Annotated in this window: 28 protein-coding genes; 12 read left to right on the forward strand and 16 right to left on the reverse strand. The window is 68.1% G+C overall.

The window, feature by feature from the left end:
• Positions 1–22: 22 nt before the first annotated feature.
• Positions 23–1,318, reverse strand: coding sequence for an ABC transporter substrate-binding protein (locus FVF75_RS06605; protein ID WP_148377144.1), 1,296 nt, complete (start codon positions 1,316–1,318; stop codon positions 23–25).
• Between the two features lie 263 nt (positions 1,319–1,581).
• Between FVF75_RS06605 and FVF75_RS06610 the strand changes: the two genes are divergently transcribed.
• On the forward strand, positions 1,582–2,715 hold the full coding sequence (locus FVF75_RS06610; RefSeq protein ID WP_187392994.1) for an ROK family transcriptional regulator: 1,134 nt from the start codon (positions 1,582–1,584) through the stop codon (positions 2,713–2,715).
• On the opposite strand, the gene FVF75_RS06615 is transcribed toward FVF75_RS06610, so the two are convergent.
• The 7 genes from FVF75_RS06615 to FVF75_RS06645 are packed head-to-tail and all read right to left on the reverse strand — an operon-like array spanning position 2,712 to position 11,124.
• On the reverse strand, positions 2,712–4,073 hold the full coding sequence (locus tag FVF75_RS06615) for a M81 family metallopeptidase (RefSeq protein ID WP_148377146.1): 1,362 nt from the start codon (positions 4,071–4,073) through the stop codon (positions 2,712–2,714). The two genes, FVF75_RS06610 and FVF75_RS06615, sit on opposite strands and share 4 nt — an antisense overlap.
• Positions 4,070–5,953 (reverse strand): beta-N-acetylhexosaminidase, encoded by a 1,884-nt coding sequence (locus FVF75_RS06620; protein ID WP_148377147.1) that lies wholly within the window; start codon positions 5,951–5,953, stop codon positions 4,070–4,072. Before FVF75_RS06620 ends, FVF75_RS06615 begins: the two co-directional genes overlap by 4 nt.
• Complete coding sequence (locus tag FVF75_RS06625) at positions 5,950–7,041, reverse strand: N-acetylglucosamine-6-phosphate deacetylase (RefSeq protein ID WP_148377148.1); 1,092 nt, start codon at positions 7,039–7,041, stop codon at positions 5,950–5,952. Before FVF75_RS06625 ends, FVF75_RS06620 begins: the two co-directional genes overlap by 4 nt.
• A complete protein-coding gene (locus FVF75_RS06630) occupies positions 7,035–8,294 on the reverse strand; it encodes a class II D-tagatose-bisphosphate aldolase non-catalytic subunit (protein ID WP_148377149.1) in 1,260 nt (419 codons plus the stop codon). Before FVF75_RS06630 ends, FVF75_RS06625 begins: the two co-directional genes overlap by 7 nt.
• Positions 8,282–9,205: an ROK family protein gene (locus FVF75_RS06635; protein WP_148377150.1), complete on the reverse strand. Its 924-nt coding sequence runs from the start codon at positions 9,203–9,205 to the stop codon at positions 8,282–8,284. The genes FVF75_RS06630 and FVF75_RS06635 overlap by 13 nt, the downstream gene beginning before the upstream one ends.
• Positions 9,206–9,208: 3 nt before the next feature.
• Positions 9,209–10,264: an SIS domain-containing protein gene (locus tag FVF75_RS06640; protein ID WP_148377151.1), complete on the reverse strand. Its 1,056-nt coding sequence runs from the start codon at positions 10,262–10,264 to the stop codon at positions 9,209–9,211.
• Positions 10,264–11,124: a DeoR/GlpR family DNA-binding transcription regulator gene (locus FVF75_RS06645; RefSeq protein ID WP_148377152.1), complete on the reverse strand. Its 861-nt coding sequence runs from the start codon at positions 11,122–11,124 to the stop codon at positions 10,264–10,266. The genes FVF75_RS06640 and FVF75_RS06645 overlap by 1 nt, the downstream gene beginning before the upstream one ends.
• Before the next feature lie 167 nt (positions 11,125–11,291).
• On the opposite strand from FVF75_RS06645, the gene FVF75_RS06650 reads away from it, so the two are divergent.
• Genes FVF75_RS06650 through nagB form a run of 7 tightly spaced genes read left to right on the forward strand, consistent with a single transcriptional unit; the run spans position 11,292 to position 18,083 of the window.
• The gene (locus FVF75_RS06650) at positions 11,292–12,020 is read left to right on the forward strand and encodes a copper homeostasis protein CutC (protein ID WP_148377153.1); all 729 of its coding nucleotides are present in this window, start codon (positions 11,292–11,294) and stop codon (positions 12,018–12,020) included.
• Entirely contained in the window at positions 12,017–13,168 is a 1,152-nt protein-coding gene (locus FVF75_RS06655) for a Gfo/Idh/MocA family protein (protein WP_148377154.1), read from the forward strand. Before FVF75_RS06650 ends, FVF75_RS06655 begins: the two co-directional genes overlap by 4 nt.
• Positions 13,165–14,046 (forward strand): carbohydrate ABC transporter permease, encoded by an 882-nt coding sequence (locus tag FVF75_RS06660; RefSeq protein ID WP_148377155.1) that lies wholly within the window; start codon positions 13,165–13,167, stop codon positions 14,044–14,046. The genes FVF75_RS06655 and FVF75_RS06660 overlap by 4 nt, the downstream gene beginning before the upstream one ends.
• Positions 14,043–14,885, forward strand: a complete 843-nt coding sequence (locus tag FVF75_RS06665; RefSeq protein WP_148377156.1) for a carbohydrate ABC transporter permease — start codon at positions 14,043–14,045, stop codon at positions 14,883–14,885. The genes FVF75_RS06660 and FVF75_RS06665 overlap by 4 nt, the downstream gene beginning before the upstream one ends.
• Before the next feature lie 26 nt (positions 14,886–14,911).
• Complete coding sequence (locus FVF75_RS06670; protein WP_148377157.1) at positions 14,912–16,126, forward strand: ABC transporter substrate-binding protein; 1,215 nt, start codon at positions 14,912–14,914, stop codon at positions 16,124–16,126.
• A gap of 58 nt (positions 16,127–16,184) precedes the next feature.
• A complete protein-coding gene (locus FVF75_RS06675) occupies positions 16,185–17,303 on the forward strand; it encodes an ABC transporter ATP-binding protein (RefSeq protein ID WP_148377158.1) in 1,119 nt (372 codons plus the stop codon).
• 6 nt (positions 17,304–17,309) lie between these two features.
• A complete protein-coding gene (gene nagB, locus FVF75_RS06680; protein ID WP_148377159.1) occupies positions 17,310–18,083 on the forward strand; it encodes a glucosamine-6-phosphate deaminase in 774 nt (257 codons plus the stop codon).
• A 10-nt stretch (positions 18,084–18,093) separates the two neighbouring features.
• Here the strand turns inward: nagB and FVF75_RS06685 are convergent, their stop codons facing one another.
• The 5 genes from FVF75_RS06685 to FVF75_RS06705 form a co-directional block, all read right to left on the reverse strand.
• Entirely contained in the window at positions 18,094–19,143 is a 1,050-nt protein-coding gene (locus tag FVF75_RS06685; protein ID WP_148377160.1) for a threonine aldolase family protein, read from the reverse strand.
• Positions 19,144–19,608, reverse strand: coding sequence for a YcgN family cysteine cluster protein (locus FVF75_RS06690; RefSeq protein WP_148377161.1), 465 nt, complete (start codon positions 19,606–19,608; stop codon positions 19,144–19,146).
• Positions 19,608–20,546 carry a bifunctional riboflavin kinase/FAD synthetase gene (locus tag FVF75_RS06695; RefSeq protein WP_148377162.1) on the reverse strand — a complete coding sequence of 313 codons (939 nt, stop codon included), beginning with the start codon at positions 20,544–20,546 and terminating at the stop codon, positions 19,608–19,610. Before FVF75_RS06695 ends, FVF75_RS06690 begins: the two co-directional genes overlap by 1 nt.
• Before the next feature lie 469 nt (positions 20,547–21,015).
• Positions 21,016–21,459: a MaoC family dehydratase gene (locus tag FVF75_RS06700; protein WP_148377163.1), complete on the reverse strand. Its 444-nt coding sequence runs from the start codon at positions 21,457–21,459 to the stop codon at positions 21,016–21,018.
• 155 nt (positions 21,460–21,614) lie between these two features.
• Positions 21,615–22,487, reverse strand: coding sequence for a TIGR01459 family HAD-type hydrolase (locus FVF75_RS06705; RefSeq protein WP_148377164.1), 873 nt, complete (start codon positions 22,485–22,487; stop codon positions 21,615–21,617).
• Positions 22,488–22,619: 132 nt separating this feature from the next.
• Between FVF75_RS06705 and FVF75_RS06710 the strand changes: the two genes are divergently transcribed.
• The gene (locus FVF75_RS06710; RefSeq protein ID WP_187392995.1) at positions 22,620–23,042 is read left to right on the forward strand and encodes a rhodanese-like domain-containing protein; all 423 of its coding nucleotides are present in this window, start codon (positions 22,620–22,622) and stop codon (positions 23,040–23,042) included.
• A gap of 46 nt (positions 23,043–23,088) precedes the next feature.
• A complete protein-coding gene (locus FVF75_RS06715) occupies positions 23,089–23,427 on the forward strand; it encodes a rhodanese-like domain-containing protein (protein ID WP_148377166.1) in 339 nt (112 codons plus the stop codon).
• Between the two features lie 74 nt (positions 23,428–23,501).
• Here FVF75_RS06715 and FVF75_RS06720 read toward each other — a convergent pair whose 3' ends face one another.
• Entirely contained in the window at positions 23,502–24,422 is a 921-nt protein-coding gene (locus FVF75_RS06720) for a manganese-dependent inorganic pyrophosphatase (RefSeq protein ID WP_148377167.1), read from the reverse strand.
• A gap of 100 nt (positions 24,423–24,522) precedes the next feature.
• Between FVF75_RS06720 and FVF75_RS06725 the strand changes: the two genes are divergently transcribed.
• Positions 24,523–25,173: a DUF2161 domain-containing phosphodiesterase gene (locus tag FVF75_RS06725; protein ID WP_187392996.1), complete on the forward strand. Its 651-nt coding sequence runs from the start codon at positions 24,523–24,525 to the stop codon at positions 25,171–25,173.
• Positions 25,173–25,862: an MOSC domain-containing protein gene (locus tag FVF75_RS06730; RefSeq protein ID WP_148377168.1), complete on the forward strand. Its 690-nt coding sequence runs from the start codon at positions 25,173–25,175 to the stop codon at positions 25,860–25,862. The genes FVF75_RS06725 and FVF75_RS06730 overlap by 1 nt, the downstream gene beginning before the upstream one ends.
• Position 25,863: 1 nt before the next feature.
• Here FVF75_RS06730 and FVF75_RS06735 read toward each other — a convergent pair whose 3' ends face one another.
• Together FVF75_RS06735 and FVF75_RS06740 are read right to left on the reverse strand one after the other, a co-directional pair.
• Positions 25,864–26,124, reverse strand: a complete 261-nt coding sequence (locus tag FVF75_RS06735; RefSeq protein ID WP_148377169.1) for a DUF6522 family protein — start codon at positions 26,122–26,124, stop codon at positions 25,864–25,866.
• Position 26,125: 1 nt separating this feature from the next.
• Positions 26,126–26,353 (reverse strand): hexameric tyrosine-coordinated heme protein, encoded by a 228-nt coding sequence (locus FVF75_RS06740; protein WP_148377170.1) that lies wholly within the window; start codon positions 26,351–26,353, stop codon positions 26,126–26,128.
• Positions 26,354–26,409 lie beyond the last annotated feature (56 nt).

Here is a 26,409-nt window from a genome sequence, read left to right on the forward strand (position 1 = left end):
GGTCGGCGCCCCCGCCCGTCGGTCAGCGTTCGGACTTGACCGCCAGCGCCTCGGCGCGGACCTTGGCCATCAGCTCTTCCGGGGTCACGCGCCCGTCGATCACGTCCTGGATGCCGCGCTTGTAGACCTCGACGATGCGGCCATCGAGGTCGACATCGAGGATCGGCGCGAAGCCCTTGTAGTTGGGCAGGTCGGCGACGACATGCTGGATCGCCGGATGCACCTCGTCAGATACCGCGCCGACACCGGCACCGTTCACCGGGATGCGGCCGGCCAGCACCAGGCGTTCGGCCTGCACCGCGTCCGACAGGATCAGGTCGATGAAATCGGCCGCCAGTTCCTTGTGCTGCGACTGGGCGCTGATCTGGAAGCCCTCGGTCAGGCCCAGGATATAGCCGTGGTTTTCCTCGGGCGCATCCGAGACCGCCGGGAACGGTGCCATCGAATAGCCGCCCTCGAGCCCTTCGCTGTCGAAGGTGCCGGGGCACCAGGTGCCGCAGTAGATCGAGGTGGCCAGCCCGCTGGCGAAGATCGTGCGCGACATGTCGGCGGTGGTCACGTTGACGCCCTGCTGGAAGCAGCCTTCTTCCTCCATCGTCCGCATCATCGCCAGCGCCTTGGTATAGCCGGGATCGGTGAACATCGCGTCGTCGGAGTTTTGAAGCCGCATGTCGGCCAGCATCGCGTCGACACCCACGTATTCCGCCGTCAGCATCGAGACATAGTGAATGCCCTTCCACTGGTCGCGGTTGCCCAGCGAGGTGAAGGCGACCTCGGGATCGATCTCGCGCACCGTCTTGCACATCGCGAGCAATTCGTCGGTGGTGGTCGGGAAGGTCAGGCCGTTCTCTTCGTAGAAGGCGGTGTTGTAATACATGTATTTGGCGATCGAGTGCGACGGCACGCCATAGGCGCGGCCCTCAACGCTGAACGGCGCCAGCAGGCCGGCGTTGATCTTGTCGAGCCAGCGGCCTTCGCCCATGTCGGTGACATCCGCGGCCAGGCCGTTGCGGGCCAGCACTGCGGAGTCCTCGGACCCCCAGTTGAAGAAGATGTCCGGCCCGCTGGTCGAGGTCAGCGCCACCGCCAGCCCCTGCTTGAACGCTTCGGTGTCGAAGGTTTCCATCACCACCTCGACGCCCGGATGCTCGGCCTCGAACTGGGCGATGACGTTCTCCCAGTTCTGGTTGACACCCTCGTTGGTGGACGAAATTTCCCACAGCTTGAGCTGCTGGGCATTGGCGGGCACGGCGATCACGGCCGCGAGGCCCAGGGCCAGGGTCAGCGCGCGCGGCCCCCTGGAGCTTTGGTTATGCATGTCTCTCTCCCTTTCTGGCGGCTCCGGCGGACAGGGGCGCCCGGACCGGAGGGTTGTGAAACGATGACATTCCGATTATTCACTTGTCAAACAAAATAACCCTTCTTAAGTTATTTTAGTGAATTAAAAAACACACGGTCGATACGGTAGCCAGCGGCGCGCAGTTTCGGTATCGGAGGATGACCGGCGCCCGGCACAAGCCGACGCGCAACGGGCCGGGCCAACTCTTTGATGCGACAGGGTTGTGCGGCGAGGGAGGGGCGATGCTCAACGATACACAGCGGGCCATGGTGCAGGCGATCGCCACCCACGGTCCGATCAGCCGAACCGACCTGGCCCAGACGCTCGAGCTGTCCAAGCCTGCGGTGACCGGGCTGGCCAAGACGCTCCTGCAGTCGGGAATCATCCTCGAAGCCCCGCTGACACGGACCGGACCCCGGCAGGGCAGGCCCTCGATCGGGCTGTGCGCCAACCCCCGATTCGGCTATTTCGCCGGTGTTTCGACGGCGCGCGAAAAGAACGACATCGCGCTGGTCGATTTCGCCGGACGGGTGCTGATGCGCAAGCCCCTGTCCCTTCCGGCCACCCCCGAGGGTGTCGCGGACCGGATCGCCGGGGCGCTGCCCGGCATGTCCGCCGAACTGGGCGCGGGGGCCGGGCAGCTTCTGGGCATCGGCGTCTCGGTCTCGGGGCTGGTCGATCCGGGCAACCGCATCTGCCGCCATTCGGCGCTGCTTGATTGGCATGACGTGCCGCTGGCCGACCTGGTCAGTGCCCGTGCCGGCGTGCCCGCGATCATCGCCAACGACGCCAACACCGCGGCGACCGGCGAAAAGCTGTTCGGCTCGGCCCGCGAAGAGGACGATTTCGCGGTGATCACGGTGGGCGACGGCATCGGCTGCGCCAGCTTTCTCGGCGGCAAGCTCTATACCGGCCACAACGGCGGCGCCGGCGAGATCGCCCATATCACCGTCGATCCCAACGGCCGCCCCTGCCGCTGCGGCAAGCGCGGCTGCCTCGACACCGTCGCCTCGCGCGGGGCGATGCTGACGGCGGCGCAGGAGGCCGGGCTGACCATCACCGAGTTGGGCCAGATCGAACAGCTCGCCGCGCGCCGCGATCCGCAGGCGCTCGAACTGATCCACAACGCGGCCTCGGCGCTGGGCATGGTGATCATGCAGATCGTCCACATCCACGACCCCAAGTCGGTGATCGTGGTCGACACGGTCGGGGCGATGGGGCACATGGCCCGGGCCATCATTCGCCAGACCGTCGCCACCCATGTGCTGCCCGAGATGTCGCGCAGCTTCGACTTGCGCTTCACAGTCGCGCCCGAGGGGTTCTGGTCGATCTCGGCGGCCAGCATGGCCGCGCACCAGTTCTTCGCCGCGGCCTAGCCGCGCCGCCCGGTGCCCAGCACCGTCCCCGCCGGGCGATGCCGGTTTTCCAGCCGGGTCGTGTCCTGGCTGACCGCGCCATCGGTCAGCGCCATCACCTGCCGTCGCGGCAGCGCGCGCAGGTCGGTCGAGAGATAGCCCGACTTCACCACCAGCAGCGGCACGTCGCCAAGGTCGATGCCCAGCCGCTCGAAATCCGCAAGGTCATGGAACGGACGGCGGCGCGCGGTCACCACGACGCGCAACCCGTGGCTCGTGATCACGGCACATTCGCCGCGCATGTCGACCGCCTCGGCGCTCAGCGTCAGCCGTGGCCCGCCGCCGCCCAGCGATCCGCCCAGCGTGACCTCGGCCGCCCCGTTCGCCAGCGCCGCATGGGCCTCGGGGTCGGCGATGCCCGCCACTACCGCGCCGGTCGTGCCGCGCGCGATCAGGGCTTCGAGCACATCGGCCCGATCCCCGACGCCCCCCGCCGTGGGGTTGTCGCCGCTGTCGGCGAGGATCGCCGCAGCCTCACCCGCCAGCGCGTCGAGCGCCGGGCCGAGCAGCATCGTCTCCATGTCGAACAAGAGATCACCCCGCGCCGCCCAATAGGCCGCGCCGATCTCGTCGGCCACCGCCTGCGCCGCTTCGAGGTCGGTGCCGGTAACCACCGCCGCCGCGGTGGCGCGCGGGCTGTCGGCCCAGACGTAGCCGATCATCAGGTTCGCGTCCCAGACGCCGGGTTTTTCGTCATGGCCGGGCAGGGCGGCGTAAAGGTTCCGGCACGGCTCCACGAAGGTCGACGACATCTCGCCCGACACCAGAAGCGGCACCGGCGCCCGGCGGATCACCGGGCGCGGCCCGCCCGCTAGCGCACGGGCCAGCATCCGGGCGGCGCGGGCGTGGGTCTCGGGCACGTCCACATGCGGCGCGGTGCGGTAGCCTGCGAAAATGTCGAGGTTGTCGACGATCTGCTGCGTCACCTGCCCGTGCAGGTCGAACGACCCCGCGATGATGGCATCCGGCCCGGCCAGCGCGCGCACGGCGGCGATGAATTCGCCCTCGGGGTCGTCGATGCCGGGCACGAACATCGCCCCGTGCATCACCAAGAGCACCCCATCGAGCGGGCCAAGCTTGGCCAGCCGGTCGAGCAACTCGCCGGTCTGCGCCGCGAACAGCTCGGGCGCCACCGGCCCGCCGGGAACCGACCGGTCCTGGAACAACGGCAGCGCCTCGATGCCAAGTGCCGCGAAATCCACCGGGATGCGGTCCAGCAGCGCCTGGCCCTCGCTCCGGGTGAAATCGCCGGCCTGTTGCAGAAGGGGCGAATAGCTCGAACACTCGGTATGCAGCCCGCAGATGGCAACCCGCTTCATAATGTCGGAAGTCCTTTTGAAAGCGCGGCAAAGCGCGGCCAGTCGCGGCCTGCTTGCGGCGTCCAGCCCGCCTCGGCCACGGCGGCGAGGCGCGGAAACAGCATGTCGTTCAGCCGGGCCACCGTGTTCAGGTGTTCGGTCCAGATGCCCGCCTGCACGCCGATCAGGCGGCCCGGACCATCGGGCAAACCCTCTGCCGGATCAAAGCGATAAGTGCTCTCGGGCGTGGCGATGCCGGCCCAGGCCGCGCCGGGGCTGTCCCAGCCCGCGCCCTGCACCATGTCGAGGTAATAGGCCTGCCCCGGCGTCGCCACCACGTCATATCCCGCCGCGATCAACTCGGCGGTTTTCCCGACCGAGCGCCAGGCGAACAGGAGCGTGTTTTCGGGGACAATACCACCGCCGTCTGCGGCCTCGTCCCAGGCCCCCAGGTCGCGGCCAAGCCCTGCCACCATCGCCTGCGCCCGGCGCATGAAATGCGCCTGCAACTCGGGCGTGCCCGCCAGCCCCTCGGCCTGCGCCAGCGCTTGCGCGGCGGGCGACCCGGCCCAGGTGCGGGCATCGACCTCGTCGCCGCCGATATGCAGCCGCGCGCCGGGAAACAACCGCGCCGCCTCGGCCAGAAGGGTCTCGACCACCACGTAAGTCCGCGCCAGTCCGGGGTTGAGCGCGTTGTTCGGGAACTGCTGGATCGAGCGGTAGCTCTCCTCCGGCTCGCCCGGATCGCGCAGGCCCGGCACCGCCGCCATCAGCGCGGTGCAATGACCGGGGATGTCGATCTCGGGCATCACCGCGATGCCGAGCTTGCCGGCATGGGCCAGAACCGCCGCGATGTCGGCCTCGGTGTAATGCCCCGACTGCCCCGCTGGTCCGTCGGCGTATTGCGGCGGCTGGTGACCGCCCCGCGCGCGCGCCGCGCCGGTGGTGCCAAGGTCGGGGAAGGCGCGCGAGGGCAGGCGCCAGCCTTCGTCGTCGGTCAGGTGCCAGTGCAGCCGGTTCATCCGAAGCCAGGCCAGGATATCGAGCAGCCGCGTGACCACCTCGACCCCGTGAAAATTGCGCGCCACGTCGAAGTGGCAGCCGCGCCATTCAAACCGCGGCGCATCGGCGATCTCGCCCCCGGCGGGGAAGGCGAAACGCGCATCATTGCGCGCGGCGTGGGCGATCTGGGCCAGCACGATCAGGCCGTGGCGCAGCCCCGCCGCGTCGGCATGGACCAGCGTGATGCCATCTCCGAAAACCAGCCGGTAGCCCTCGGCGGACAGCGTGTCATCCAGACGCGGCGTCACCGCGCTCGCCCCTGCGTCCCCCGTCAGCGCGAAGGGCGCGGGCGCGGCGGGAAACAGGCGGCGGTGCAGGCGCATGACCTCGATGAAGGGGGCGGCATCGCAGCCCGGCCCCGGCACCAGAAGCGGCGCCGGGCCGAAACCCTCGAGCCGCACCTCGGCGGGCCAGGGCAGGATCGAGACCGGCACTTCCACGCGCCCCTCGGGCCAGTCCCTGACCGGGCCGCGCGCCGTGCCCTCGGGCGGCTGAAGGTCGCCGCAGTCGACCGCGCGCACCGACCCGTCCTCCAGTTCCAGCCAGGCCGCCAGCGCGCCGTGGGTGCGGTTCGAGGGCCGGTGGCTCAGACCCCGGATGGTGATCTCGTGGCGCTGCCCCGGCCCGGGCGTGGTGTCGAGCGCGATCTCCTGATGCGTGGCGATGCTGCGCCCAAGCCTGCCGCCGGTCAGCATGGCATCGGCGCGCGGCATGGTGGTCGAGCCGAAACACAGCCGGGCCGGGCCCGGCGTGTCGGCCCCGGCATTGATGAGGACCAGCGTCAGCGTGCCGTTGGCGTCCCCCTCGGGACGCCAGAATTGCTCAAGCCGAAAGCTCATTCGGGCCGCTCGCGCTCAAACCGGTCGTTCAGGATCAGGATGTCATCGAGCCGGGTGCCCGCCGTCACCGCCTCGGGGGCAAGGCCCAGCACCGCGCGCGGCGTGTCGGTGCACATCGCCACCGCCTCGGACAGATCGACCCCGACCTCGCGCACCAGGTTGGCGAGGCTGGTCAGCATGTCGATATGCGCCCCGGCCAATGAACCCTCGGCATTGACCAGCGCGCCGTCGCGCACCCGGATTTCCTGCCCGTAAAGGATGAAGCTGTCCGGCCCGCCGACCGTCGCCATCGCGTCCGACACCGCGAATGTCAGCCCCGGCGCGGGCCGGGCGCGGAGCGCCACGCGGATCATGTCCCAGGCGACATGGATGCCGTCGGCGATGATCCCGACATGCACCGGCGAGACCAGCGCCCGGCCCAGAAGCCCCGGCGCGCGCGAGGTCATCGGCTCCATCGCGTTGTAAAGATGAGTCACGCAGGACACCCCGGCGTCGAACCCGGCCTGCGCCTCGGCGGCATCGGCGGCGCTGTGCCCGGCCGAGACCACGGCACCCGAGGCCACCAGCCGGGCCAGCAGGTCGGGCTGGGCGCGCTCGGGCGCCAGCGTGATCATCACCGCGACCCCGGCGGCGCGCAGGCGTTCGACCTCGGCCACGGTGGTCTCGTCCAGCGGGCGGATGTATTCGGGTTTGTGCGTGCCGCGCCGGGACGGCGCGAGATGCGGCCCCTCGATATGCAGGCCCAGTTGCCCCGGCTCGCCCGCCACCTCGATGGCCGCGCTCACCGCCTCGTGCATGACCTCGGCGGTGTCGGTGATCACGGTCGGCAGGATCGCCCCGGTGCCAAGGCCCCGGTGCGCGGCGGCGATCACGCGCAGCCCGTCGGGCGTCGGGTCCGAGTTCACCATGACGCCGCCGCCGCCGTTGACCTGCAGATCGACCGCCATCGGCATGACCAGCGCGGGCCGCGCATCGGGCGTGTCGGCGCCAAGCGCGCGCACCCCGGTGACGATGCCGTCCCGCGCCTCCAGCGCCATGCCCCGGCGCAGCCGCCCCGCGGTCCACAAGGCTTCCGGTGCGATCAGCATCCGCGGTCCTCCGGGGCTGCGAAATAGGGCAACAGCGCCTCCTGCACATGCGCGATCAGAAGCGCGCGGGCGAGCGGGGAATCGAGCGTCGCGGCCCGCGCACGGGTCGCCGCCGGCAGGTATTGCACCAGCAAGGGCTCCGGCACCTCTGGCCAGCCGTCGAGCACCCCGGCCACCGCCGCCTGCGCCTCGGGCGCGGTCCAGTAATAGCGGATGCGGTCGGCATAGCCGAAATGGCGCAAGAGCTTCTGGCGTGCCGCGTCCCCGGCGTAATGCCCCTGCCAGGAACCGGGGTTGGCCAGCATCAACGCCTCCATCGCCTCCGACACATGCGCGCCGCCGTCGACCCATTGGCGCACATGCGACAGGGCATAAAGCGCCTCGCGCCAGGCGAAGGTCAGCGCCGGGCCGACCTTGAGGATGGCGAAATGCCGCCGCGCCAGGTCGGGATAGACCGCCGGGTCCTGGTAGTCGGTGGAATGCGCCTCGAAACACAGGTCGGGCCGGTCCGCCAGCAGGGGCGACAAAAGGTCGGGCTGGCCCATGTCGAACCGGTCCACATGCGCCGGGGCAAATTCCAGCCCCGGTTGCAGCACCAGCCCGCGGACCCGCGCCCAGCCCGCCTCAAGCCCGCGCTCGGCAAAGGCCGCGCGGTGGGCCTCCAGCGTCGCCTCGGCGCGGTCGGGCGGCGTGGGCGCGATGGTCTCGCCATCGCTGCGCGCGCCGCCGGGCGGCGGCACCTCGGTGCCGATGATGTAGTGGATCGCCGCCGGGTCGGGCGCGGCGGCCTCCGCGACCTCGGCCAGTTCCGCAGCCCGTGCCGCCGCAGGCCCGTCGGCCAACTGCGCCGGTTCGCCTTTGCAGCCCTCGGAGCAATCCAGGTGGATCTTGGTGAACCCGGCCTGCACATAGGCCTCGATCATCTGCCGCGCCTCGGCCATCGCGGCCTCGGGCGGCTCGGATTTCCACGCCTGCGGGCCAAGGTGGTCGCCGCCGAAGATCACCCGACCCGGATCGACGCCCAGCCCCTCGGCGCGGGCGCGCACATCGGCGATGAAATCGGCGGGCGTCATGCCGGTATAGCCACCCTTGTGGTTGACCTGGTTCGAGGTCGCCTCGATCAGCACCGGGCGGTCAAGCTCATGGGCCAGCAAGAGCGCCGCGCTCAACACGTCGGGATGGGCCGAACAGACCGAGGGGATCGCCGGTCCGCCGTTGCGGTTCTTGTGGATGATGTCGGTCAGGTCGGCCATTCGGTCCTCGCGGTCAGGGCCGCGCCGCGGGCGCCGGAGCTGTCGCCGTGGCGGGCCAGGGTAATTTCGGGCAGGCGCACGCTGCCCATGCGTTTGGCTTCGAGGCTGCGGGTCAGGCGCCCGATCACGTCGGGCAGCTTGGACAGCCCGCCCCCCAGCACGATCCGGTCGGGGTCGAGCATGATCTGGATCGCGTAAAGGCAATCGCCTGCCAGATCCTGCCACAGATCCAGCACCGCCGCCGCCTCGTCGGTGCCGGCGGCGACAAGATCCTCGGCCCGCATCCGATTGCCCAGCCGCCATTCGGCAAGGTTGGCGATGCCGGTGCCGGACACACAGGTTTCCATGCAGCCCTCGCGCCCGCAGCCGCATTTGAACAGCGGCAGGTCATGGCGCGCCAGCGCCTGTGCGGGCAGGCCAAGGTGCCCGATCTCGACCGCCAGCCCGCCGTGACGGTGCGGCAACTGGCCGTCAATGCAGATGCCGCCGCCCACCCCGGTGCCAAGGATCAGCCCCATCACGCTGCGCGCCCCGTCACCGGCGCCGCCGTTGGCCTCGGAAAAGGCAAAGGCCATGCAGTCGTTTACGATCGGCAGATCGCGCCCGGTGGCCTGGCCCAGTTCGCGGCCCAGCGCATAGCCGGTCACGGGAATGTTGGCGGCATAGCCGATGCCGGTTTCGGGGTCGATCACCCCGGCCAGCGACAGCCCGATCGGGAACGGTGCCGGGTCGAGCGATTCCAGCCAGCGCACCTGCTCCACGATCGCCTCGAGCAGCGCCACGAAGGCCAGTTTCGGGGTCGCGATGCGCCGGACCTCGACGGTTTCGGCAGCCGCGCCGCGAAACAGCCGGGCCTCGATCTTGGTGCCGCCGATGTCGATGCCACCGCACAGCATGGGTTCACTGCCCATCAATCACCCCGCATAATCGTAAAGCGTGACACCCGAGACCACGCGGCTCAGGTTCCGGCCCTGGAACGGGTCGTCGACCGTGAGCCCCAGCTCGTCCGACCACATCGCCGCGCAGATCTGCGCCGGAAGCACATGCAGCACCGCGTCGGCATGGGCGTTGCCGCTGCCCTCAAAGGCGATATCGCCGCCGCGTCCGATGGTGGTGACCGGGATGCTCGGGAACTGCCGGGCGATCTCGGCGGCCACGTCGAGGTCATAGCGCCGGGTGTGGGCGTCGGGATGCAACAGCACGAAGACATGCGTGGTCTCGTCCACCGCCGCCTTGGGGCCGTGGCGATAGCCCAGCGGGCTGTCCCATTGCGTCACCGTCTGCCCGGCGGTCAGCTCCAGCACCTTGAGCGCCGATTCGCGCGCCACCGCCTTGAGCGCGCCCGAGCCGAGAAACACCGCCCGCGCCGGGCGGGGCGGGGCGGCGGCGGGAAAGCGCCCGAGAAAGCCGCGCGCCTCGGCGGCCAGCGCCGGCAGCGCGGCGGCGTCGAAGTCGGTCAGGCAGGCGGCGGCGGTCAGAAGCATCGTGCTGTAGGACGAGGTCATCGCGAACCCGCGGTCGTGGGTCGCTTCGGGCAGGGCGATCACCCGTTGCGCGCCCGGCCCGGGATGGCCGCGTGCGGCCAGCGTGCCCTCGGGGTTGCAGGTGATGTGCAGCCGGTCGAAATCGGGCCGGTGCGTGTCGAGCAGGTCGATCAGGCCGACCGATTCCGAGCTGTTGCCCGAGCGGCCGAACTGCACCGACAGCACATGCCCCTCGGTGCCCAGATGGTCCTGCGGGCAGGCCACGATATCGGTGGTCGCCACCGGCCTGAGCCGGGTGCCCGCGGCTAGTGTCTCGCCGATGAAGGCCGAGGTGCCCGCGCCCGACAGCCAGACCTCGCCGGGGCCGCGCGCGGCGATCCAGCTGCGAATGTCGGCCGACAGATCCAGCAACACCGGCGCCCAGTCTTCCCATATCCCGGGCTGTGCCATGATCTCGCGCCAGGTGGCGGTGCCGGTCGGCGGCATCAGGTCAGTTCCTTTTCGGCTTCCGCGGTCAGCACCCGCACACCATGCGCCTCGAACCGGGCGATCAACGGGTCGTCCGGCTCCAGGTCGGTGACCAGGTAGTCGACGCGGTCGAGGCCGCAGATCTGGTGCAGGCTGGGTTTCATCAGCTTGCTGCAATCGGCCAGCACGATCACCCGGTTGGCGGCGTCGAGCATGGCGCGGGTGATATGCGCCTCGTCCTCGCGGAAGGTCGACAGGCCGAGGTCGGGATCGACGCAGTCGGCGCCCATCACGAAGGTGTCGAACCGAAGCGAAGCCAGCACCGTCTCGACCACGCGCCCGGTCAGCGCCAGCGCGTTGGGCCGGATGCGCCCGCCTGTCAGCAAAACCTCGTGCTGGCCATGCGACAGCGCGATCTGGGCGGTGTTGAGGCCGGTCGTCATGATCGTCTTGGGCGGCGCATCCCTGAGCGCCGCCGCGAACAACTCGGCGGTCGAGCCGTTGTCGATCAGAAGACTGCGCGAGTCGGCGACCAGCTTGACCGCACGCTCCGCGATGATCTGTTTTTGCCGCATGTTGACGTTGCGACGGTCATGGGCCAGCGGCTCGACCAGGCTGCCGCGTGCGACATTGGCATAGCTCAGCGCCAGCGCGATGCGGAAATCCGACAGACCGGCAAAGCCGAAATGCTGGCAGAACTTGATCAGGGTCGGCTCGGAGGTGCCAAGCTCGGCGCAGATCTCGCGGCTGGTGTTGCGCACGAAGCTTTCGGTGTTCTCCAGCGCATAGCCGGCGATCGCCTGCATCTTGCGCGACAGGCCCGGCCGCTCCTGTTCGATCGCCAGCATCAGGTCTGTCTCTTGCGCGGAATGGGGCATGAGGACCTTCCCGAAACGAGTGATTCCCAAGTAAACAACCGAAGCAGCACTTCTTTGTCAAACAAAATCATTACCAGCCGATAATTTAGCCCAGCAAAGAAAATTGTTGACGTGAGCTTAGAAATTCGCTGTTTTGATGTCCTGATTTGAGCAAGCTGAAAGATTTGATGGACCGGATTCAGATCGAAATCTGCGTGGACACGCCGGACGGAATCGCCGCTGCACGGCAGGGCGGGGCCGACCGGATCGAACTTTGCGCGGGCCTCGGTCTTGGCGGTCTGACCCCGGGGCCGGGGCTGATCGAAGCGGCGGCACAGGCCACCATTCCCTCACATGCGATGATCCGCCCGCGGGCCGGCGATTTCCGGGCCGATGCCGCGGATCTGCGCGCCATGCTGGCCGATATCCGCGCGGTGCGCGAGGCCGGGCTGGCGGGCGTTGTGATCGGCGTGGCCGGGGCCGATGGCAGGCTCGACACCGATGCGCTGGCCCGGCTGGTCGAGGCCTCGGGGCCGCTTCACGTCACCCTGCACCGGGTCTTCGACCTGACCCCCGATCCGCTGGCCGCCCTCGAGACCGCCGTGGAACTGGGCATCGGCCGCATCCTGACCTCGGGCGGCAAGCCCACCGCGCCCGAAGGCGCCGGGATGATCGCCCGGCTTTGTGAGGCCGCCGCCGGACGGATCGAGATCATGGCCGGCAGCGGCGTCAATGCCGGCAACGCCGCCGGGCTGATCGCGGCAGGGGTGGATGCGCTGCATGCCTCCTGCGGCACGGTCGAGGCGGCGGACGACCCCTTTCAATTCGGCGCCAGCCGCCGGACCGATTCAGACCGTGTTGCCGCGCTCGGACGCGCCGCGACACAGGCCGCGAAACTGGAGGCACAGGACACATGAAGATCGGCATCATCGGCCTCGGGGCCCGCATCGCATCCATCGCCAAGGATTTCCTGGCCGCCGAGCCGGAGGCCGAATTCGTCGCGGTCGCCGACACCAGCCGGGACCGTATGGAAGTGTTGTCCGACCTCGGCGCCGCCCCCGCGTTTTACGAAGACCCGGCCGAGATGCTGGCGGCGCATGACTTCGACCTCCTGATGATCGGCTCGCCCAACTACCTGCATCTCGACCACCTGCGGCTGGCGCTGCAAAGCCCGGTGCCACATATCTTCACCGAAAAGCCGGTGGTGATCTCGATCGAGCAGACCATGGAGCTGGCCCGGCTGATGGCCCGCCACGACGGCGAGCGGCGGATGACCGTGGGGCTGGTCCTGCGCTACTCGCCGCTTTACCGCGCGCTGCGCAAGGCCCAGGCCGACGGCCAGATCGGCGAGATCATGTCGATCGAGGCGAGCGAGCATATCGGCCCGTACCACGGCAGTTTCTTCGTGCGCGACTGGCGCCGCGATTCGGCGTTGTCGGGGGGCTTCATGCTTGAGAAATGCTGCCATGACATCGACCTCTACCAGGGCGTGGTCGGTGCGCGCCCGATGCGCGTCGCCAGTTTCGGCGGGCGCAAGAAGTTCCTCCCGGAGCGGCGGCCGGCCAAGCGGCCCGGCTATCTCTCCATCATGGCCCCGCGCTGGAACGGCATCGACGACGCCTTTTCCGGCGCGGGGGACATCGTCGACTTTCAGACCGCGCTGGTCGAATACGCCAACGGCGCGACGATGGCGTTTCACACCAACCTCAACGTCCCCGACGAGTATCGCCGCTTCTGCGTGATCGGAACCGACGGCATGGCCGAAGGCGATTTCATCCGCAACACCTTCCGCGTCACCCTGTCCGACGACAGCTCGCGCCCGGTCGATACCGACGCCATCGGCACCGGGGCCAACAAGGGCCATTACGGCGCCGATGCCCAGATGGCCGCCGACGTGATGGCGCATCTGCGCGGCGATCTGCCCAACCTGCCCCTGTCGGTGCGCGACGCGCTCGAGGCGGGGGTGACGGCGATGGCGATGGACCAGGCCCGCGAGACCCGGCAGGTCGTCGACCTCGGCCCGGTCTGGGAGGAATTCGACGCCTGCCTGGAGGGGCGCGGATGAACCGTCGCGGCGATCCGTTCCCGTATCTGCTGCTGCTTCCGGCGGCGTTCCTGACACTGGCGATCGTCGCCTGGCCGCTGATCGAGACCTTCCGGCTGTCCTTCACCAACGCTTCGCTGCGTCCGGTCGAGAAATACGTCGGCTTCGAAAACTTCGTCGAGATCTTTGAGGACGACTTCTGGGAGGTGATCCAGCGCACCTTCCTGTGGATGTTCCTGGGCGTGACGCTGAAGATCGTGATGGGCACCATCGGCGCGGTGCTTCTGAATGCCGCCGTGCCGGGGCGCGCGCTGTTTCGCGTGCTGGTAATGCCGCCCTGGATCGTGCCGATCGCCATCGGCGTGTTCATGTGGTCGTGGCTCTACAACGGCCAGTTCGGCATGATCTCGGGGGTCGCGCAGAGCATCGGCCTGCTCGACGGCCCGTTCGAGTTTCTCGCCTATCCCAACGCCGCCTTCATGGCGACCATCGTGACCGACGTGTGGATCGGAACGCCGCTGGTGGCGCTCTACCTGCTGGCCTCGATGCAGTCGATCCCGACCGAGCTTTACGAAGCCGCCTGGACCGACGGCGCCTCGCGCGCCTACCGGTTCCGCCGCATCACCCTGCCGCTGATCGCGCCGTCGATCTTCACCATGGCGCTGTTGTCGGCGATCTGGACCTTCAACAGCTTCGACATCATCTGGATCCTGACCGAGGGCGGGCCGCGCGGCGCGACCACCACGATGATCATCGACACCTACAAGACCGCCATCACCCGCTTTCGCTTTGGCGAGGGCGCGGCCAGGGCGGTGATGATCCTGGTCTGCCTGACGGCCTTCGCCGGCGCCTACCTGGCGCTTCTGTCGCGGACCGGCCGGCGGGGAGGCGCACAATGATCAGCAAATACAAATGGTGGGAGCTGGTGATCACCTACACCGGCATGGCGTTGTTCCTGACCTTCATCCTCGCGCCCTTCGCCGAGGCGCTGATGGTCTCGCTCCGCCCGATCGACTCGGTGTTCCGCGTGCCCTACCGGTTCTTCACCGACAACATGACGATCCAGCCCTATATCGACATGTGGACCTCGGTGCCGAAACTCGGGCGCTACATCCTCAACTCGTTCTTCATCTCCTGCGCGGTGACGGCGCTGGCGCTGGCGTGCATCATCCCGGCGGCCTATTCCTTCGCGCGGTTCAACTACCGGTTCCGCGACGGCTTTCTGGTCGCCTTCCTTGCCGTCAACATGGTCGGCGCGGCGGTGCTGATCATCCCGCTCTACAAGCTGATGTTCTCGCTCGGCATCCTCAACACCTACTGGGCGATGATCATCCCGGGCGCGGCCTTCTCGGTGCCGACCGGCATTTTCCTGATGCGCAGCTATTTCCTGCGCATCCCGCGCGAGCTTGAGGATGCCGCCTATGTCGACGGCGCCTCGCGGCTCTACACGCTGCGCCGGGTGATCCTGCCGGTGGCGCTGCCGGGAATCATGGTGGTGACCATCGCCACATTCATCGCTGCCTATGCCCAGCAGTTCCTGTTCGCGCTGACCTTCAACTCGGTGACCGATTATCACCCGCTGCCGGTCGGCCTCTACCAGTTCTTCGGACGCGAACGGGTGCTCTGGAACGAACTGATGGCCGCGAGCCTTGTCGGCATCCTGCCGGTGCTCATGGTCTACGTGTTCCTGCAAAGATACATCGTCGCCGGGTTGACCGCCGGCGCGGTGAAAGAATGAAACGGTCCAATTTCAGGGAGAGATCCATGACGATCAAGTCCATCCTCGCCTCTACCGCCGCAGTATTTGCGCTGGCGGGCGCCGCGTCGGCGCAAGAGACGATCCAGATCATCAACTGCGGCGATGGCGGCGGCGGCGAGGCCGCGGTCCAGAAAGAGCACATCGACGCATGGCTGGCCGAAAATCCCGGCTTCACGGTCGAGCAGGAATATGTCGGCTGGGGCCAGTGCCAGGAAAAGGCGATCACCCTTGCCGCCGCGGGCAACCCGCCGGCGATCTCCTACATGGGCAGCCGGGTGCTCAAGCAACTGGCCGATTCCGAGATGATCCGCCCCTTCGACCTCAGCGAGGATGAGCTTGCCAGCTACGAGGAATCGGTGCTGGGCACGGTGCGCTTCGACGGCAAGGTCTGGGGCCTGCCGCGGGCCTTCTCGACCAAGGCGCTGTTCTACAACAAGGGCCTGTTCGCCGAGGCCGGCGTCGATCTGCCCAACGGGCCGCAGACCTGGGACGATGTGATGATGGCGGCCAAGGCGGTGACGGAAAACACCGATGCCCGCGGCATCGGCATTCCGGCGGCCAGCTTCGACAACACCATGCACGGCTTCCTCAACTGGATGTATTCCAACAACGGCCAGGTCATCACCGATGACGGCGAGGTCGTGTTCGACAGCCCCGAGGTGATCGAGACCCTGCAATTCTACAAGGATCTCGTGCCCTACATGGAAGAAGGCCCGGTCGCCTATGACCGCGCCGAGCTCGAGCCGCTGTTTGGCGAGGGTCGGGTGGCGATGTATGTGAACGGTGGTTGGGGCCGCGAGACGGTGGGCGAGGTCGATTACGGCCTGGTGCCGATCCCGGCCGGCCCGTCGGGCAAGAACTCGACGCTGCTGATCACCGACAGCCTGGTGGTGTTCGAAGGCTCCGGCGTCGAGGACGCGGCGGCCGACCTGGTCACCTACCTGACCGCGGTTGAGCGCCAGGCGCTGTTCGACGAAGCCGGCGGCTGGACCCCGATCCGCAAGACCGCGAAATCGGACGAACTGGTCGCGGCCGATCCGACCTGGGCGGTGTTCATCGACGCCATCCCCTCGGGCGGGCCCGAGCCGTCGGTGATCGACTACGTCGCGATGCAGGACGCCATCAACGAGGCGATCCAGAGCGTGATCCTCGGCGAGGCGACGCCTGCCGAAGCGGCGGCCAAGGCCGACGAGGAAATCACCGATCTCGCGGAAGAGTGAGGTCTGACAGCCCCCGGCCTTCGGGCCGGGGGACACTCCCGAACCGATAGGCAGACAGATGGGCCATCTTATTCTGAGCGGCGTCAGCAAGAGCTTCGGCTCCGCCGAGGTCATCAAGCCGACCGACCTCGAGATCGTGGACGGCGAGTTCACCGTGTTCGTCGGCCCGTCGGGCTGCGGCAAATCCACCATGCTGCGGATGATCGCGGGGCTGGAGGAAATCACCTCGGGCACGATCGAGATCGACGGCAAGGTGGTCAACAACCTGGCCCCGGTCAAGCGCGGCATCTCGATGGTGTTCCAGTCCTATGCGCTCTATCCGCATATGTCGGTCTACGAGAACATCGCCTTTCCGCTGCGGGTCGCGCGCGAAAAGCAGCCCGAAGTCGACCGGCTGGTCAACCGCGCCGCCGAGGTGCTGAAGCTGACCGACCGGCTCAAGCATCGCCCCGGCGAGTTGTCCGGCGGCCAGCGCCAGCGCGTCGCCATCGGGCGTGCCATCGTGCGCGAACCCTCGGTGTTCCTGTTCGACGAGCCGCTCTCGAACCTCGACGCGGCGCTGCGGGCCGAGATGCGGGTCGAGCTTTCGCGCCTGCACTCAAAGCTGGGCAACACCATGATCTACGTCACCCACGACCAGATCGAGGCCATGACCATGGCCGACAAGATCGTGGTGCTGCGCGACGGGCGGATCGAGCAGGTCGGCTCGCCGCTGGAACTGTATCACAAGCCCAACAACCGGTTCGTCGCGGGCTTCATCGGCAACCCGAACATGAATTTCCTGCCCGTCACCTGCAAATCCGCCGACCCCGAGGGGGTCCGCGTGACCTTCGCGGACGGTTCCGAGGCGGTGGTCGCGGTCGATTGCGGCGATGCGCGCCCCGGCGACAAGCTGGAACTGGGCATCCGTCCCGATGCCCTGCGCATCGGCGGCGACGATGCCGCCGGGCTGAAACTGGTGCCCGAAGTGGTCGAGCGGCTGGGCAACCAGACGGTGATCTATGCCATCGCCCCGGACGGCACCCCGCTTTGCGTGGTCGGCGACGGCTTTGCCGAGGTGCGCCCGGGCCAGCAGGTCGCGGCCAGCTTCGCCCCCGCCGACGCGCATCTGTTCGGCAAGGATGGCGCCGCCTTCGCGCGCAACTTCGACCTGTCGCGCCTCGACCGGCTGGCCTGAGCCTTCATGCGCGTCTGTGTCTGCGCCACCCCGGAACAGGCGACGGCGCGCGTGGTGGCGCGCATTGCCCGGACGGTGCGCGAGAACCCCCGCGCGGTGCTGGGCCTGGCCACCGGCGGCACCATGGAGCCGGTTTACCGCGGCCTGATCGAGGCGCATCGCGCCGGGCTTGGCTTTGCCGGTGTGACCAGCTTCAACCTCGATGAATACGTCGGCCTCGACCCCGCCCATCCGCAGAGCTACCACAGCTACATGCGCCGGCATTTCTTCGACCACGTGGACATCCCGGCAGATCGCCGCTTTCTGCCCTGCGGCGATTGCGACCCGGCCGAGGCGGCCGCGATCTTCGAGGCCCGGCTCGAACAACACGGCCCGGTCGATCTTCAGCTTCTCGGGCTTGGCCACAACGGCCATATCGGCTTCAACGAACCCGGCTCGTCGCTGGGGTCGCTGACCCGGGAAAAGACCCTGACGCGGCGCACCCGCGACGCCAACGCGCGGTTCTTCCGCCCCGGCGAGGTGCCGCCGCAATCGGCCATCACGATGGGCATCGCCACGATCATGCGGGCGCGTTCCATCGTTCTGCTGGCGCTGGGCGCGGCCAAGGCCGAGGCGGTGGCCGAGGTCGTCGAAGGGCCGGTGACCGCCTTCTGCCCGGGCAGCGCGCTGCAATACCACCGCGACGTGAGCGTAATCCTCGACGAGGGCGCGGCCAAAGACCTGCGCCTTGTCGAGCATTACCGCGAGGCCGAGTTGCTGATGTCCCGGCGCGCGTCCTGACCGCGCGCCGTCAGCCCTGCACGATGTCGGTAAAACGGTCGATCGCCTCGTCGGCGGCCGACCAGTCGCAGACCATGCGCGCGGTCAGGGGTTCGTCGGGGTCGTCGCCCTCGAGGCTGCCCTCCCAGACGTAATACTGCGCCCCCGCCTCGTGCAGCCGCTGGTGGGCGGCGCGCGGGAAGGCGGCAAAGCTCATGTTGGCGGCGGGGTCGTAGAGATAGCGCACCGCACCGCCCCGGTTCAGCCCATGCGCGAGGCGCGCGTTGGCGGCATTGGCGGCGGCGGCAAGCTCCAGCCACAGCCCGTCCTCGAGATAGGCCAGCATCTGCGCCGAAAGATAGCGGTGCTTGGAGAACAGATGCGCGCCGCGCTTGCGCCGAAGCTCGAATTCCCAGGCGCGGGCGGGGTCGAACAGCACCACCGCCTCGACCCCCATCAGCCCGTTCTTGGTGCCGCCGAAGCTGAGCGCCTCGACGCCCGCCTTCCACGTCATCTCGGCGGGCGTCGCCCCGGTGGCGGCGACCGCGTTGGCGAACCGCGCCCCGTCCAGATGCACCGGCAGGCCGAAATCGCGCGCCACACCGGCAAGGGCCGCGATCTCGTCGACCGCATAGACCGTGCCCAGCTCGGTCACGTTGGTGATCGAGACCGGCCCGCGCTGCGGCCCGTGCACGCCACGGCTTTCCTCGCCCGCGATCCGGGCGCGCAGGGTCTCGGGCGTCATCCGCCCCGCCTGCGACGGCACCAGCGTCAGCTTGGCGCCGCCGGTGTAGAACTCGGGCGCGTTGCATTCGTCCTGGTTGATATGCGCCTCGGGGGTGCAGAAAATCGTCTGGTAGGGCTGCGCCAGCGTGGCCAGCGCCAGCGAATTGGCCGCCGTGCCGGTCGCCACCAGATAGACCGCAGCCTCGGGCGCCTCGAAGATCTCGCGGATCTGCGCGCGCACCGCGTCCATGATCGCGTCGGCCCCGTAGGGCATGGCATAGCCTTCGTTGGCGCGGGCCAGCGCGGCCATCACCCTGGGATGAACCGGGCCGGAATTGTCCGAGGCGAAAAACATCTAGAACTCCTCTTCGATCACGTGATCTTCCCATTCCTCTTCCGGCACCTCGAACTCGGGCAGGGTTCGGCCCTTCATCGACATGCCCGCCTTGTGCGTGCTGTCAGGATCGCCGGTGATGAGCGGGTGCCAGTCGGGCAGCGGCTTGCCTTCGTGACGCAGCCGGTAGGCGCAGGTCGCGGGCATGAAATAGGCAACCTCACCGATGCTCTCGGGGGTCAGCACGATGCATTCGGGGACGAATTGCAGGCGGATGTCGTATTGCGCGCAGCGGCAGGTGGCGTCGTCGAACAGCCGGCAGGCGATGCGGGTGAAGGCGACCGCGCCGGTCTCCTCGTCCTCGAGCTTGTTGAGACAGCACTTGCCGCAGCCGTCGCACAGCGCCTCCCATTCCTCGGGGTTGAGGTCGGGCAGCGGCAGGGTCCAGAACCGGCTGCGAAGTCGGGGTTTGCCGTGCGCCCCCATCACAACGCCGCCAGGATGTCCCGCGCCCGCGCGCAATCGGCGCCCATCTGGGCGATCAGCGCGTCAACGCTGGAAAACACCTCTTCCGGGCGCAGATACTCGATCAGCGCCACCGAAACATGCGCGTCGTAGATGTCGCCGGTGAAATCGAACAGGTAGCTTTCGAGGTTGGGAAGGTTCTCGCCGAACATCGGGCGCACCCCCATCGAGGCCGCGCCGCCATAGGTGCCGGCATGCGGCCCGGTCAGCACGTCGACGCGCACCGCATAGACGCCGAATTTCGGCGGATGCAGGCCGCGGATCGACATGTTGGCGGTGGGATAGCCCAGGTCGCGGCCGCGCTGGTCGCCGCGGATCACCTTGCCGTCGATCCGGTGCCAATGCCCCAGCATCCGGGCGGCATCGCGCGGGCGTCCCTCTGACAACGCGGCGCGGATCGCGGTCGAGCTGACCTCTTCGCCGGTGTGGTGCATCAAGGGCGCGACCGTGACCCCGAAACCCAGTTTCTCGCCCAGGTCGGTGAGCGTGCCGGGATTGCCCGCGCGGTCCTTGCCGAAATGGAAATCCTCGCCCACCACGACGTGCTTCAGCCCCAGCCCCTCCACGATCACGTCGCGCGCAAAGGCCTCGGGCGTCTTGGCCGACAGGGTGTCGTTGAAGCTGAGTTCATAAAGCTTCTCGACCCCCAGCCAGTCCAGCCGGTGCGCCCGGCCTTCGGCGTTCATCAGCCGGAACGGCGGCGCCTTGGGGGCGAAGTATTCGCGCGGATGCGGCTCGAAGGTCACCACGCCCAGGGGGGCTGCGATCTTGACGGCCTCGGCCCTAGCGATGTCGATCACGTATTGGTGGCCGAGATGCACCCCGTCGAAATTGCCGATCGCGACCGAGGCCCCCCGGTCGCCCTCATCAATGAACTGGAAATCCCGAATGATCCTCATGTGCGGGAGTTATCCGCCCGCCTGCGCGCGTGCAAGCCCGAACGCCCCGCTGGCACCGGTCCGGTGGCGGGGGAAGGGGCCGCCCGTGCCGGGCGATCTATGAGAATGGCGGCGCCGCCAGGGCGCACATCGGTCGTGCCAGGCGGGGGTGAAGGCCCCGGACTGCGGCCGGTTTCCCGGCCTGTCTGCGCAGGTTCATCGCCGCCCCTCGCGGGGCCCCGTGAAACCTCGTGCTGTGTCGCGGGGGGTGTCAGGTCCCGCACGGATCCGAGGGGGCAGATTGCCACGAAACGGTTAACGGCGGCGAAAGGCAGCGCGCGCTGCCCTTCATCTTGGAAAAATACTCTGCCCTCTCGGCGGTCCCGTGCGGGACCGCCTGCCGGGTTCGCAACCGGGCCTTTGGCCCGGTCACTCAGGGAGCGCGAGGGGCTGGCCCCTCGCATGGGTCGGGCGCGAAGCGCGGGAAACCTCAGTCGAACTTGGCCGAAGGCGCCAGCACGGTGGCCTCGCCCTTCAACACCGGCTTGCCCTCGATCAGGCACTCGGTCTTGAGCTGCACCCGGCGGCGCGAATAGTCGATTTCCATCACCGTGACCTCGGCGCGCACCACGTCGCCGGGGCGCACCGGGGCGAGGAACTTGAGGCTCTGGCCGAGGTAGACCGTGCCGTGGCCCGGCAGTTGCTCGCCGATCACCGCCGAGATCAGGCCCGCCGTCAGCATGCCGTGGGCGATGCGGCCCTCGAAGATCGTGTCCTGCGCATAGGCATCGTCCAGATGCACCGGGTTGCGGTCGGTCGAGACCTCGGCGAACAGCTCGATATCGCGGTCGGTGATCTGTTTCGTCAGATGCCGCATCATGCCGATCTCGAGATCCTCGATGACGATCGTGCCGCGGGGCAGGTTGTCCAACATCAGATCCTCCTGAGGGTGTCTGTGTAATATCCGCGCGTCAAAGGCGCTTTCAAAGCAACAATATTACTTTGCAGGTGCAGAAATCAACCCCGGAAATCGTCCGGTTCAAGCGCGCGATCCACATCGGAAACCGGCCCCGGTTTTCGGATTGCGCCTCAGCGCAGAAAGCCCATCGCATAGGTCGGCGTGATCATCTCGCGCGTGACGAAGGCCTCCAGCGCCTCCGGGTCGGGCTGGGTGTCGGTCCGCGTTTCCGCCGCCGCCAGCCCGCCGGTGATGAACAGCGAATCGATATCCTCGCCCTGCGCGCCCTGGATGTCGGTGTGGATGCCGTCACCGACCGCAAGGATGCGCGACGCCTCCACCGGCTTGCCAAGCTCTGCCAGACGACGCCGCCCCAGGTCGTAGATCGGCGGGTGCGGCTTGCCGAAATAGAGGCTCACGCCGCCCATCTCGGTGTATAGCCGCGCGATCGCCCCGGCGCACCATTCGCGGGTGTCGCCACGGTCGACCACGATATCGGGGTTGGCGCAGAGCAGTTTCATCCCCTTGGTCTTGGCATAGAGCAGTTCGGGCCGCAGAACGGCGGGGTCGGCATGGGGGTCGAACGGGCCGCAGCAGACGATGCCCTCGGCCTCGTCCAGCGGGACGACCTCGATCTCGACCGGGTCGTCGATCAGGTGCATCGGGTCGAAGAAACTGCGGTCGTGGCCCTCGCCCATGAAAAAGACCTTTTGCCCGACCACGCCCTGAAACATCGCCGCGCGCGCGGAATCGCCGGAGCTGGCGATGGTGTCCCAGGTGTCCGTGGGCAGGCCCATCTTGTCGAGATGGCGCGCGACGCTGGCGCGGAGGCGCGGCGCGTTGGTCATCAGCACGACCGCGCCGCCCTGGGCGCGAAACGCCCGCAGCGCCTCGATGGCGGCGGGGAAGGGGCGCACGCCGTCATGCACGCAGCCCCAGAGATCGCAGAACAGCGCGTCGTAACCTTGGGAAATCTCGGCGAGGCTTTCGATGATCCGGGGCATGGCGGCTCCTGTGTGCAAACGTGTCGCAGGGTTGTCCCCCGCCCGCGCGCGCGGTGCAAGCGGTTTGGGGCTTGGCAGCGCGTCACCGGGTATCATATCAGGAAAAATGAATATGACTGGCGGAGTGAGTCGATGAACATGCTGAACAGACGCGGCTTCATGATGGCCGGCATCGGGGCGCTGGCGGTGGCCGGGATCGCGGTGGCGACGACCGGGCCGGGGCCGGAGGGATACGAGCACCTGGCGATGAGCGTCGAGGACATGCGCGCCTCGGGGGCGCTGGTGGTCGATATCCGCACGCCGCCGGAATGGGCCGAGACCGGGGTGATCGACGGTGCCGTGTTGGAAACCTTTGCAGGGGTGGACAGCTTTCTCGCCCGGGTCGGGCCAGAGATCGCCGATGGCCGCGACCTGGTCTTGATCTGCCGCTCGGGCAACCGCACGCGGGCGGCGGCCGAGGCGCTGGCCGGGCGCATCCCGAACCGCATCATCTCGGTCGAGGGCGGGATGCGGCGGGTGCTGGCGGCGGGCTACCAGCCGGTGACGCCGGGTTGACGCGGGGCGCGGCGGCGATAGCGTGGGCGAAAAAGGGGGCGGCGCGATGAGCGGCGGTTACGAACACAAGATCATGTCGGTCGACGAGATGCGCGCCTCGGGGGCGCTGGTGGTCGATATCCGCACACCGCCGGAATGGTATCAGACCGGGGTGATCGAGGGCGCGCGGCTGATCCCGTTCCACGACCCCAACGCCTTCGTCCGCGAGATCGAGGGCGACATCGCCGACGGACGCGACGTGGTGCTGGTCTGCCGCTCAGGCTCGCGCACCCAGGCGGCGGGCATGTATCTGTCGCGGATGATCCCAAACAAGGTGATTTCCGCCGCTGGCGGGATGATCGAGATCGTGGCCCGCCAAGGCTATCAGCCGGTCGCGCCGGAATAGGATTTTTCCGACGAAAACGCCCCGCCAGAGCGATCCGGCGGGGCGTTTCGTTGTCGGATTGGAACCTTTGCTGCTCAGAGCGGCAGGTTCGGGATGATCTGTTTCTTGCGGCTGACAACGCCCGGCAGCAGCACCGTGTCGCCCTCGACCCGCACCGCGAAGCTCTTTTCGGCAAGCTCGCGCACCAGGTCGTTGGGCACCAGAAGGGTGGCCTCTTCGTTCAGGATGTCGATCACGAACAGCAGCACCTGGTCGACGCCGTCCTCGCGCGCAACCTCCTCCATCGCCGCCATCAGGCCCGGCTTGCGCTCCAGCAGAACCTCGGGCGAGGTGGTTTCCAGCACCGAGATGCGCATGGACTTGCCGGCAACGTCGTAGGCCTTGGAATCCATGCGCAGCAATTCGGCGTCCGAATAGGCCGACACATCGGACTTGGCCGCGAACATCTCGGCGGCATAGTCGGGGATCGAAATGCCCAGTTCATGCGCCAGGTCGGTGGCCACGTCGCGGTCATGCGCGGTGGTGGTAGGCGAGCGGAATTCCAGCGTGTCCGACAGGATGCACGACAGCATCAGCGCGCGGATATGGTCGGGCATCTTCGCGGTATCGTCGCCCATCAGGTCGTAGAGGATGGTCGCGGTGCAGGCCAGCGGGCGCATGGTGATGTCGATCGGGGCGCGGGTTTCCAGCCCGCCGGCCAGCTTGTGATGGTCGATGATCTGGCGGATGTCGGCGGCGTGGATGCCGGCGGGCAGCTCGGCCGGGTTGTTGGTGTCGACGATGACGCAGGGCTGGCCCGGCGCAACATCCCCGATGATGCGCGGCGTCGGCACGGCCCAGCGCATCAGGACGAACTCGGCCTCGGTATTCGGTTCGCCCAAGAGCATCGCCTCGGCGGGGATGCCTTTGACCTCGTTCAGATACCAGGCCCAGATGATCGGCGATCCGGTGCTGTCGGTATCGGGCGATTTGTGGCCGAAAACGAGTGTGGTCATGAGGGTCTTTCCGTTATGTGAATTTCGCGCGGGTTATACGGAACGCGTCCGGCGATGTCACGGGGTGTTCGCAGGTGCGGCAATCGGGGTATACGGGGCCATGGAGCGACTGCGCGAAACCGATCTCTATCCGCCGGTGAAGGCCTTTCTGGAAGAGCTGGGCTTCGAGGTGAAATCCGAGGTCGGCCCGGCGGACGTGGTGGGCCTGCGGGGCGACGACCTGGTGGTGGTGGAGCTCAAGACCGGGTTCTCGCTGACGCTCTTGCAACAGGCGGTGGCGCGGCAGGCGATCACCGATCAGGTCTATGTCGCGGTGCCGCGCTGGGCTGGCAAGGCAGGCTGGCGGACGTTCAAGGGAAACACGGGTTTGTGCAAGCGATTGGGGCTTGGGGTACTGTCGGTGCGCCTCAAGGACGGATTCGTGCAAGTCCATGCCGACCCGACCCCGTTTCGCCCGCGCAAGTCCAAGCCCCGCCGCGCCCGGCTGATGGATGAGTTCGCCCGGCGCGCGGGCGACCCAAACGCGGGCGGCACGAACGGCAAGATCGTCACCGCCTACAAGCAGGACGCGGCGCGCATCGCCGCCTATCTCGATGAACACGGGCCGAGCAAGGGCGCGGTGGTGGCCAAGGCGACCGGCGTGGAGCACGCCACGCGGATGATGGCAGACAACCATCTGGGCTGGTTTGCCCGGATCGAGGTCGGTATCTACGGGCTGAGCGAGGCCGGGCAAAAACGGGAGAGCGAGTGATGCAGGAGGTTTCTGGCCGGGTGGCACGGCTTCAGATCGGCACGCCGCGCCCGTTGGGGCCGGACGGGGTGATGAGCAGTTTTCGCCGCCAGCCCGTGCCCGGCCCGGTGATGCTGAAAGCGACCGGATTCGAGGGCGATCGGGTGGGCGACACCAGGCACCACGGCGGGGTCGAGAAGGCGGCGCATGCCTATCCGCTGGCGCATTACGCGGCGTGGCGCGGCGATCTGCCCGACATGGCGGCGGCGTTCACGGAGGGGTCTTTCGGCGAGAACCTGACGGTGGAAGGTCTGACCGAGGCCGATATCTGCATCGGGGACAGTTTCACGCTGGGCGCGGCGCGGGTTCAGGTCAGCCAGGCGCGCCAGCCGTGCAGCCGGCTCAACCTTCGGTTCGAGCGGCGCGACATGGCCCGGCTGGTGCAGGACAGCGGGCGCACCGGCTGGTATTTCCGGGTGCTGGACCCCGGCGCGGTCCGCTTGGGCGACGCCTTGCGGCTGGTGGCGCGGCCCAATCCCGACTGGCCGCTCGACCGGGTGTGGCGGCTTCTCTACCGCAGCGGGGCGGACGACACGGCGCTTGTCGCCTTTGCCGCGCTGGAGGGGCTGTCACCCTCGTGGCGCGCGCTGGCCGAGAAACGGCTGGCGCGGCGCGAGGTCGAGGACTGGACGGCGCGGCTCGGCGGATAGCTCAGGGCCGGGGCCGCACGTCGAAGCGCCCGTTCGACACCACCTTGCCCGCGTCGTCCACGATCAGCCGCAGCACCCGCGTGCCATAGCGGAAGGTGACGCGGCTGCGCCCGGCATCCTCGTCGACGCCGGTTTCGCACAGGCTGGTGATAGCGCCGGCGCGCATCTCGTCGCGCACCCGGGCCTCGTCGATCCCGAAGGCCGAGGCGAGAAGACCCGCCTCGACCTCGAACCCCTCGGGTGTGGGGACCACCTGGGCCATGTCAGTCTCTCCAGTAGTTGTTGGCGGCGGCGACGGTGGCGAAGTGATGCGCCACCACGTCGCTGACCGCGATCAGCGAATCGGCGTTTTCGGCGTAGTCCGGGCGCAGCTTGTCGCGCATCGCCGCGTCGCCTTGAGTCATCTTGACGGCCACCCGCGACATCTTGACGGCAAGCTCGTAGCCTTCGGTCGGGGTGGCGGTGATCAGGGTGGGAAGCCAGTTGTCCATGTCGTTCTCCTGTCGGTCGGTTTGATCCGGTTTGAATTGGTATTTACAATACCTAT

Source organism: Maritimibacter fusiformis, assembly GCF_008086115.1.
In the GTDB taxonomy this organism is placed as follows: domain Bacteria; phylum Pseudomonadota; class Alphaproteobacteria; order Rhodobacterales; family Rhodobacteraceae; genus Muriiphilus; species Muriiphilus fusiformis.

Coding starts and splice junctions, on each gene's coding strand:
- FVF75_RS06615 (WP_148377146.1), bottom strand. CDS start 4,073: ATGAAGCGGGTTGCCATCTGCGGGCTGCATACCGAGTGTTCGAGCTAT.
- FVF75_RS06635 (WP_148377150.1), bottom strand. CDS start 9,205: ATGGGCAGTGAACCCATGCTGTGCGGTGGCATCGACATCGGCGGCACC.
- FVF75_RS06675 (WP_148377158.1), top strand. CDS start 16,185: ATGGGCCATCTTATTCTGAGCGGCGTCAGCAAGAGCTTCGGCTCCGCC.
- FVF75_RS06620 (WP_148377147.1), bottom strand. CDS start 5,953: ATGAGCTTTCGGCTTGAGCAATTCTGGCGTCCCGAGGGGGACGCCAAC.
- FVF75_RS06665 (WP_148377156.1), top strand. CDS start 14,043: ATGATCAGCAAATACAAATGGTGGGAGCTGGTGATCACCTACACCGGC.
- FVF75_RS06655 (WP_148377154.1), top strand. CDS start 12,017: ATGAAGATCGGCATCATCGGCCTCGGGGCCCGCATCGCATCCATCGCC.
- FVF75_RS06700 (WP_148377163.1), bottom strand. CDS start 21,459: ATGTTGGACAACCTGCCCCGCGGCACGATCGTCATCGAGGATCTCGAG.
- FVF75_RS06715 (WP_148377166.1), top strand. CDS start 23,089: ATGAGCGGCGGTTACGAACACAAGATCATGTCGGTCGACGAGATGCGC.
- nagB (WP_148377159.1), top strand. CDS start 17,310: ATGCGCGTCTGTGTCTGCGCCACCCCGGAACAGGCGACGGCGCGCGTG.
- FVF75_RS06660 (WP_148377155.1), top strand. CDS start 13,165: ATGAACCGTCGCGGCGATCCGTTCCCGTATCTGCTGCTGCTTCCGGCG.
- FVF75_RS06730 (WP_148377168.1), top strand. CDS start 25,173: ATGCAGGAGGTTTCTGGCCGGGTGGCACGGCTTCAGATCGGCACGCCG.
- FVF75_RS06720 (WP_148377167.1), bottom strand. CDS start 24,422: ATGACCACACTCGTTTTCGGCCACAAATCGCCCGATACCGACAGCACC.
- FVF75_RS06695 (WP_148377162.1), bottom strand. CDS start 20,546: ATGAGGATCATTCGGGATTTCCAGTTCATTGATGAGGGCGACCGGGGG.
- FVF75_RS06670 (WP_148377157.1), top strand. CDS start 14,912: ATGACGATCAAGTCCATCCTCGCCTCTACCGCCGCAGTATTTGCGCTG.
- FVF75_RS06645 (WP_148377152.1), bottom strand. CDS start 11,124: ATGCCCCATTCCGCGCAAGAGACAGACCTGATGCTGGCGATCGAACAG.
- FVF75_RS06690 (WP_148377161.1), bottom strand. CDS start 19,608: ATGGGGGCGCACGGCAAACCCCGACTTCGCAGCCGGTTCTGGACCCTG.
- FVF75_RS06725 (WP_187392996.1), top strand. CDS start 24,523: ATGGAGCGACTGCGCGAAACCGATCTCTATCCGCCGGTGAAGGCCTTT.
- FVF75_RS06630 (WP_148377149.1), bottom strand. CDS start 8,294: ATGGCCGACCTGACCGACATCATCCACAAGAACCGCAACGGCGGACCG.
- FVF75_RS06740 (WP_148377170.1), bottom strand. CDS start 26,353: ATGGACAACTGGCTTCCCACCCTGATCACCGCCACCCCGACCGAAGGC.
- FVF75_RS06625 (WP_148377148.1), bottom strand. CDS start 7,041: ATGCTGATCGCACCGGAAGCCTTGTGGACCGCGGGGCGGCTGCGCCGG.
- FVF75_RS06685 (WP_148377160.1), bottom strand. CDS start 19,143: ATGTTTTTCGCCTCGGACAATTCCGGCCCGGTTCATCCCAGGGTGATG.
- FVF75_RS06605 (WP_148377144.1), bottom strand. CDS start 1,318: ATGCATAACCAAAGCTCCAGGGGGCCGCGCGCGCTGACCCTGGCCCTG.
- FVF75_RS06705 (WP_148377164.1), bottom strand. CDS start 22,487: ATGCCCCGGATCATCGAAAGCCTCGCCGAGATTTCCCAAGGTTACGAC.
- FVF75_RS06610 (WP_187392994.1), top strand. CDS start 1,582: ATGCTCAACGATACACAGCGGGCCATGGTGCAGGCGATCGCCACCCAC.
- FVF75_RS06650 (WP_148377153.1), top strand. CDS start 11,292: ATGGACCGGATTCAGATCGAAATCTGCGTGGACACGCCGGACGGAATC.
- FVF75_RS06640 (WP_148377151.1), bottom strand. CDS start 10,264: ATGCCGCCGACCGGCACCGCCACCTGGCGCGAGATCATGGCACAGCCC.
- FVF75_RS06710 (WP_187392995.1), top strand. CDS start 22,620: ATGAACATGCTGAACAGACGCGGCTTCATGATGGCCGGCATCGGGGCG.
- FVF75_RS06735 (WP_148377169.1), bottom strand. CDS start 26,124: ATGGCCCAGGTGGTCCCCACACCCGAGGGGTTCGAGGTCGAGGCGGGT.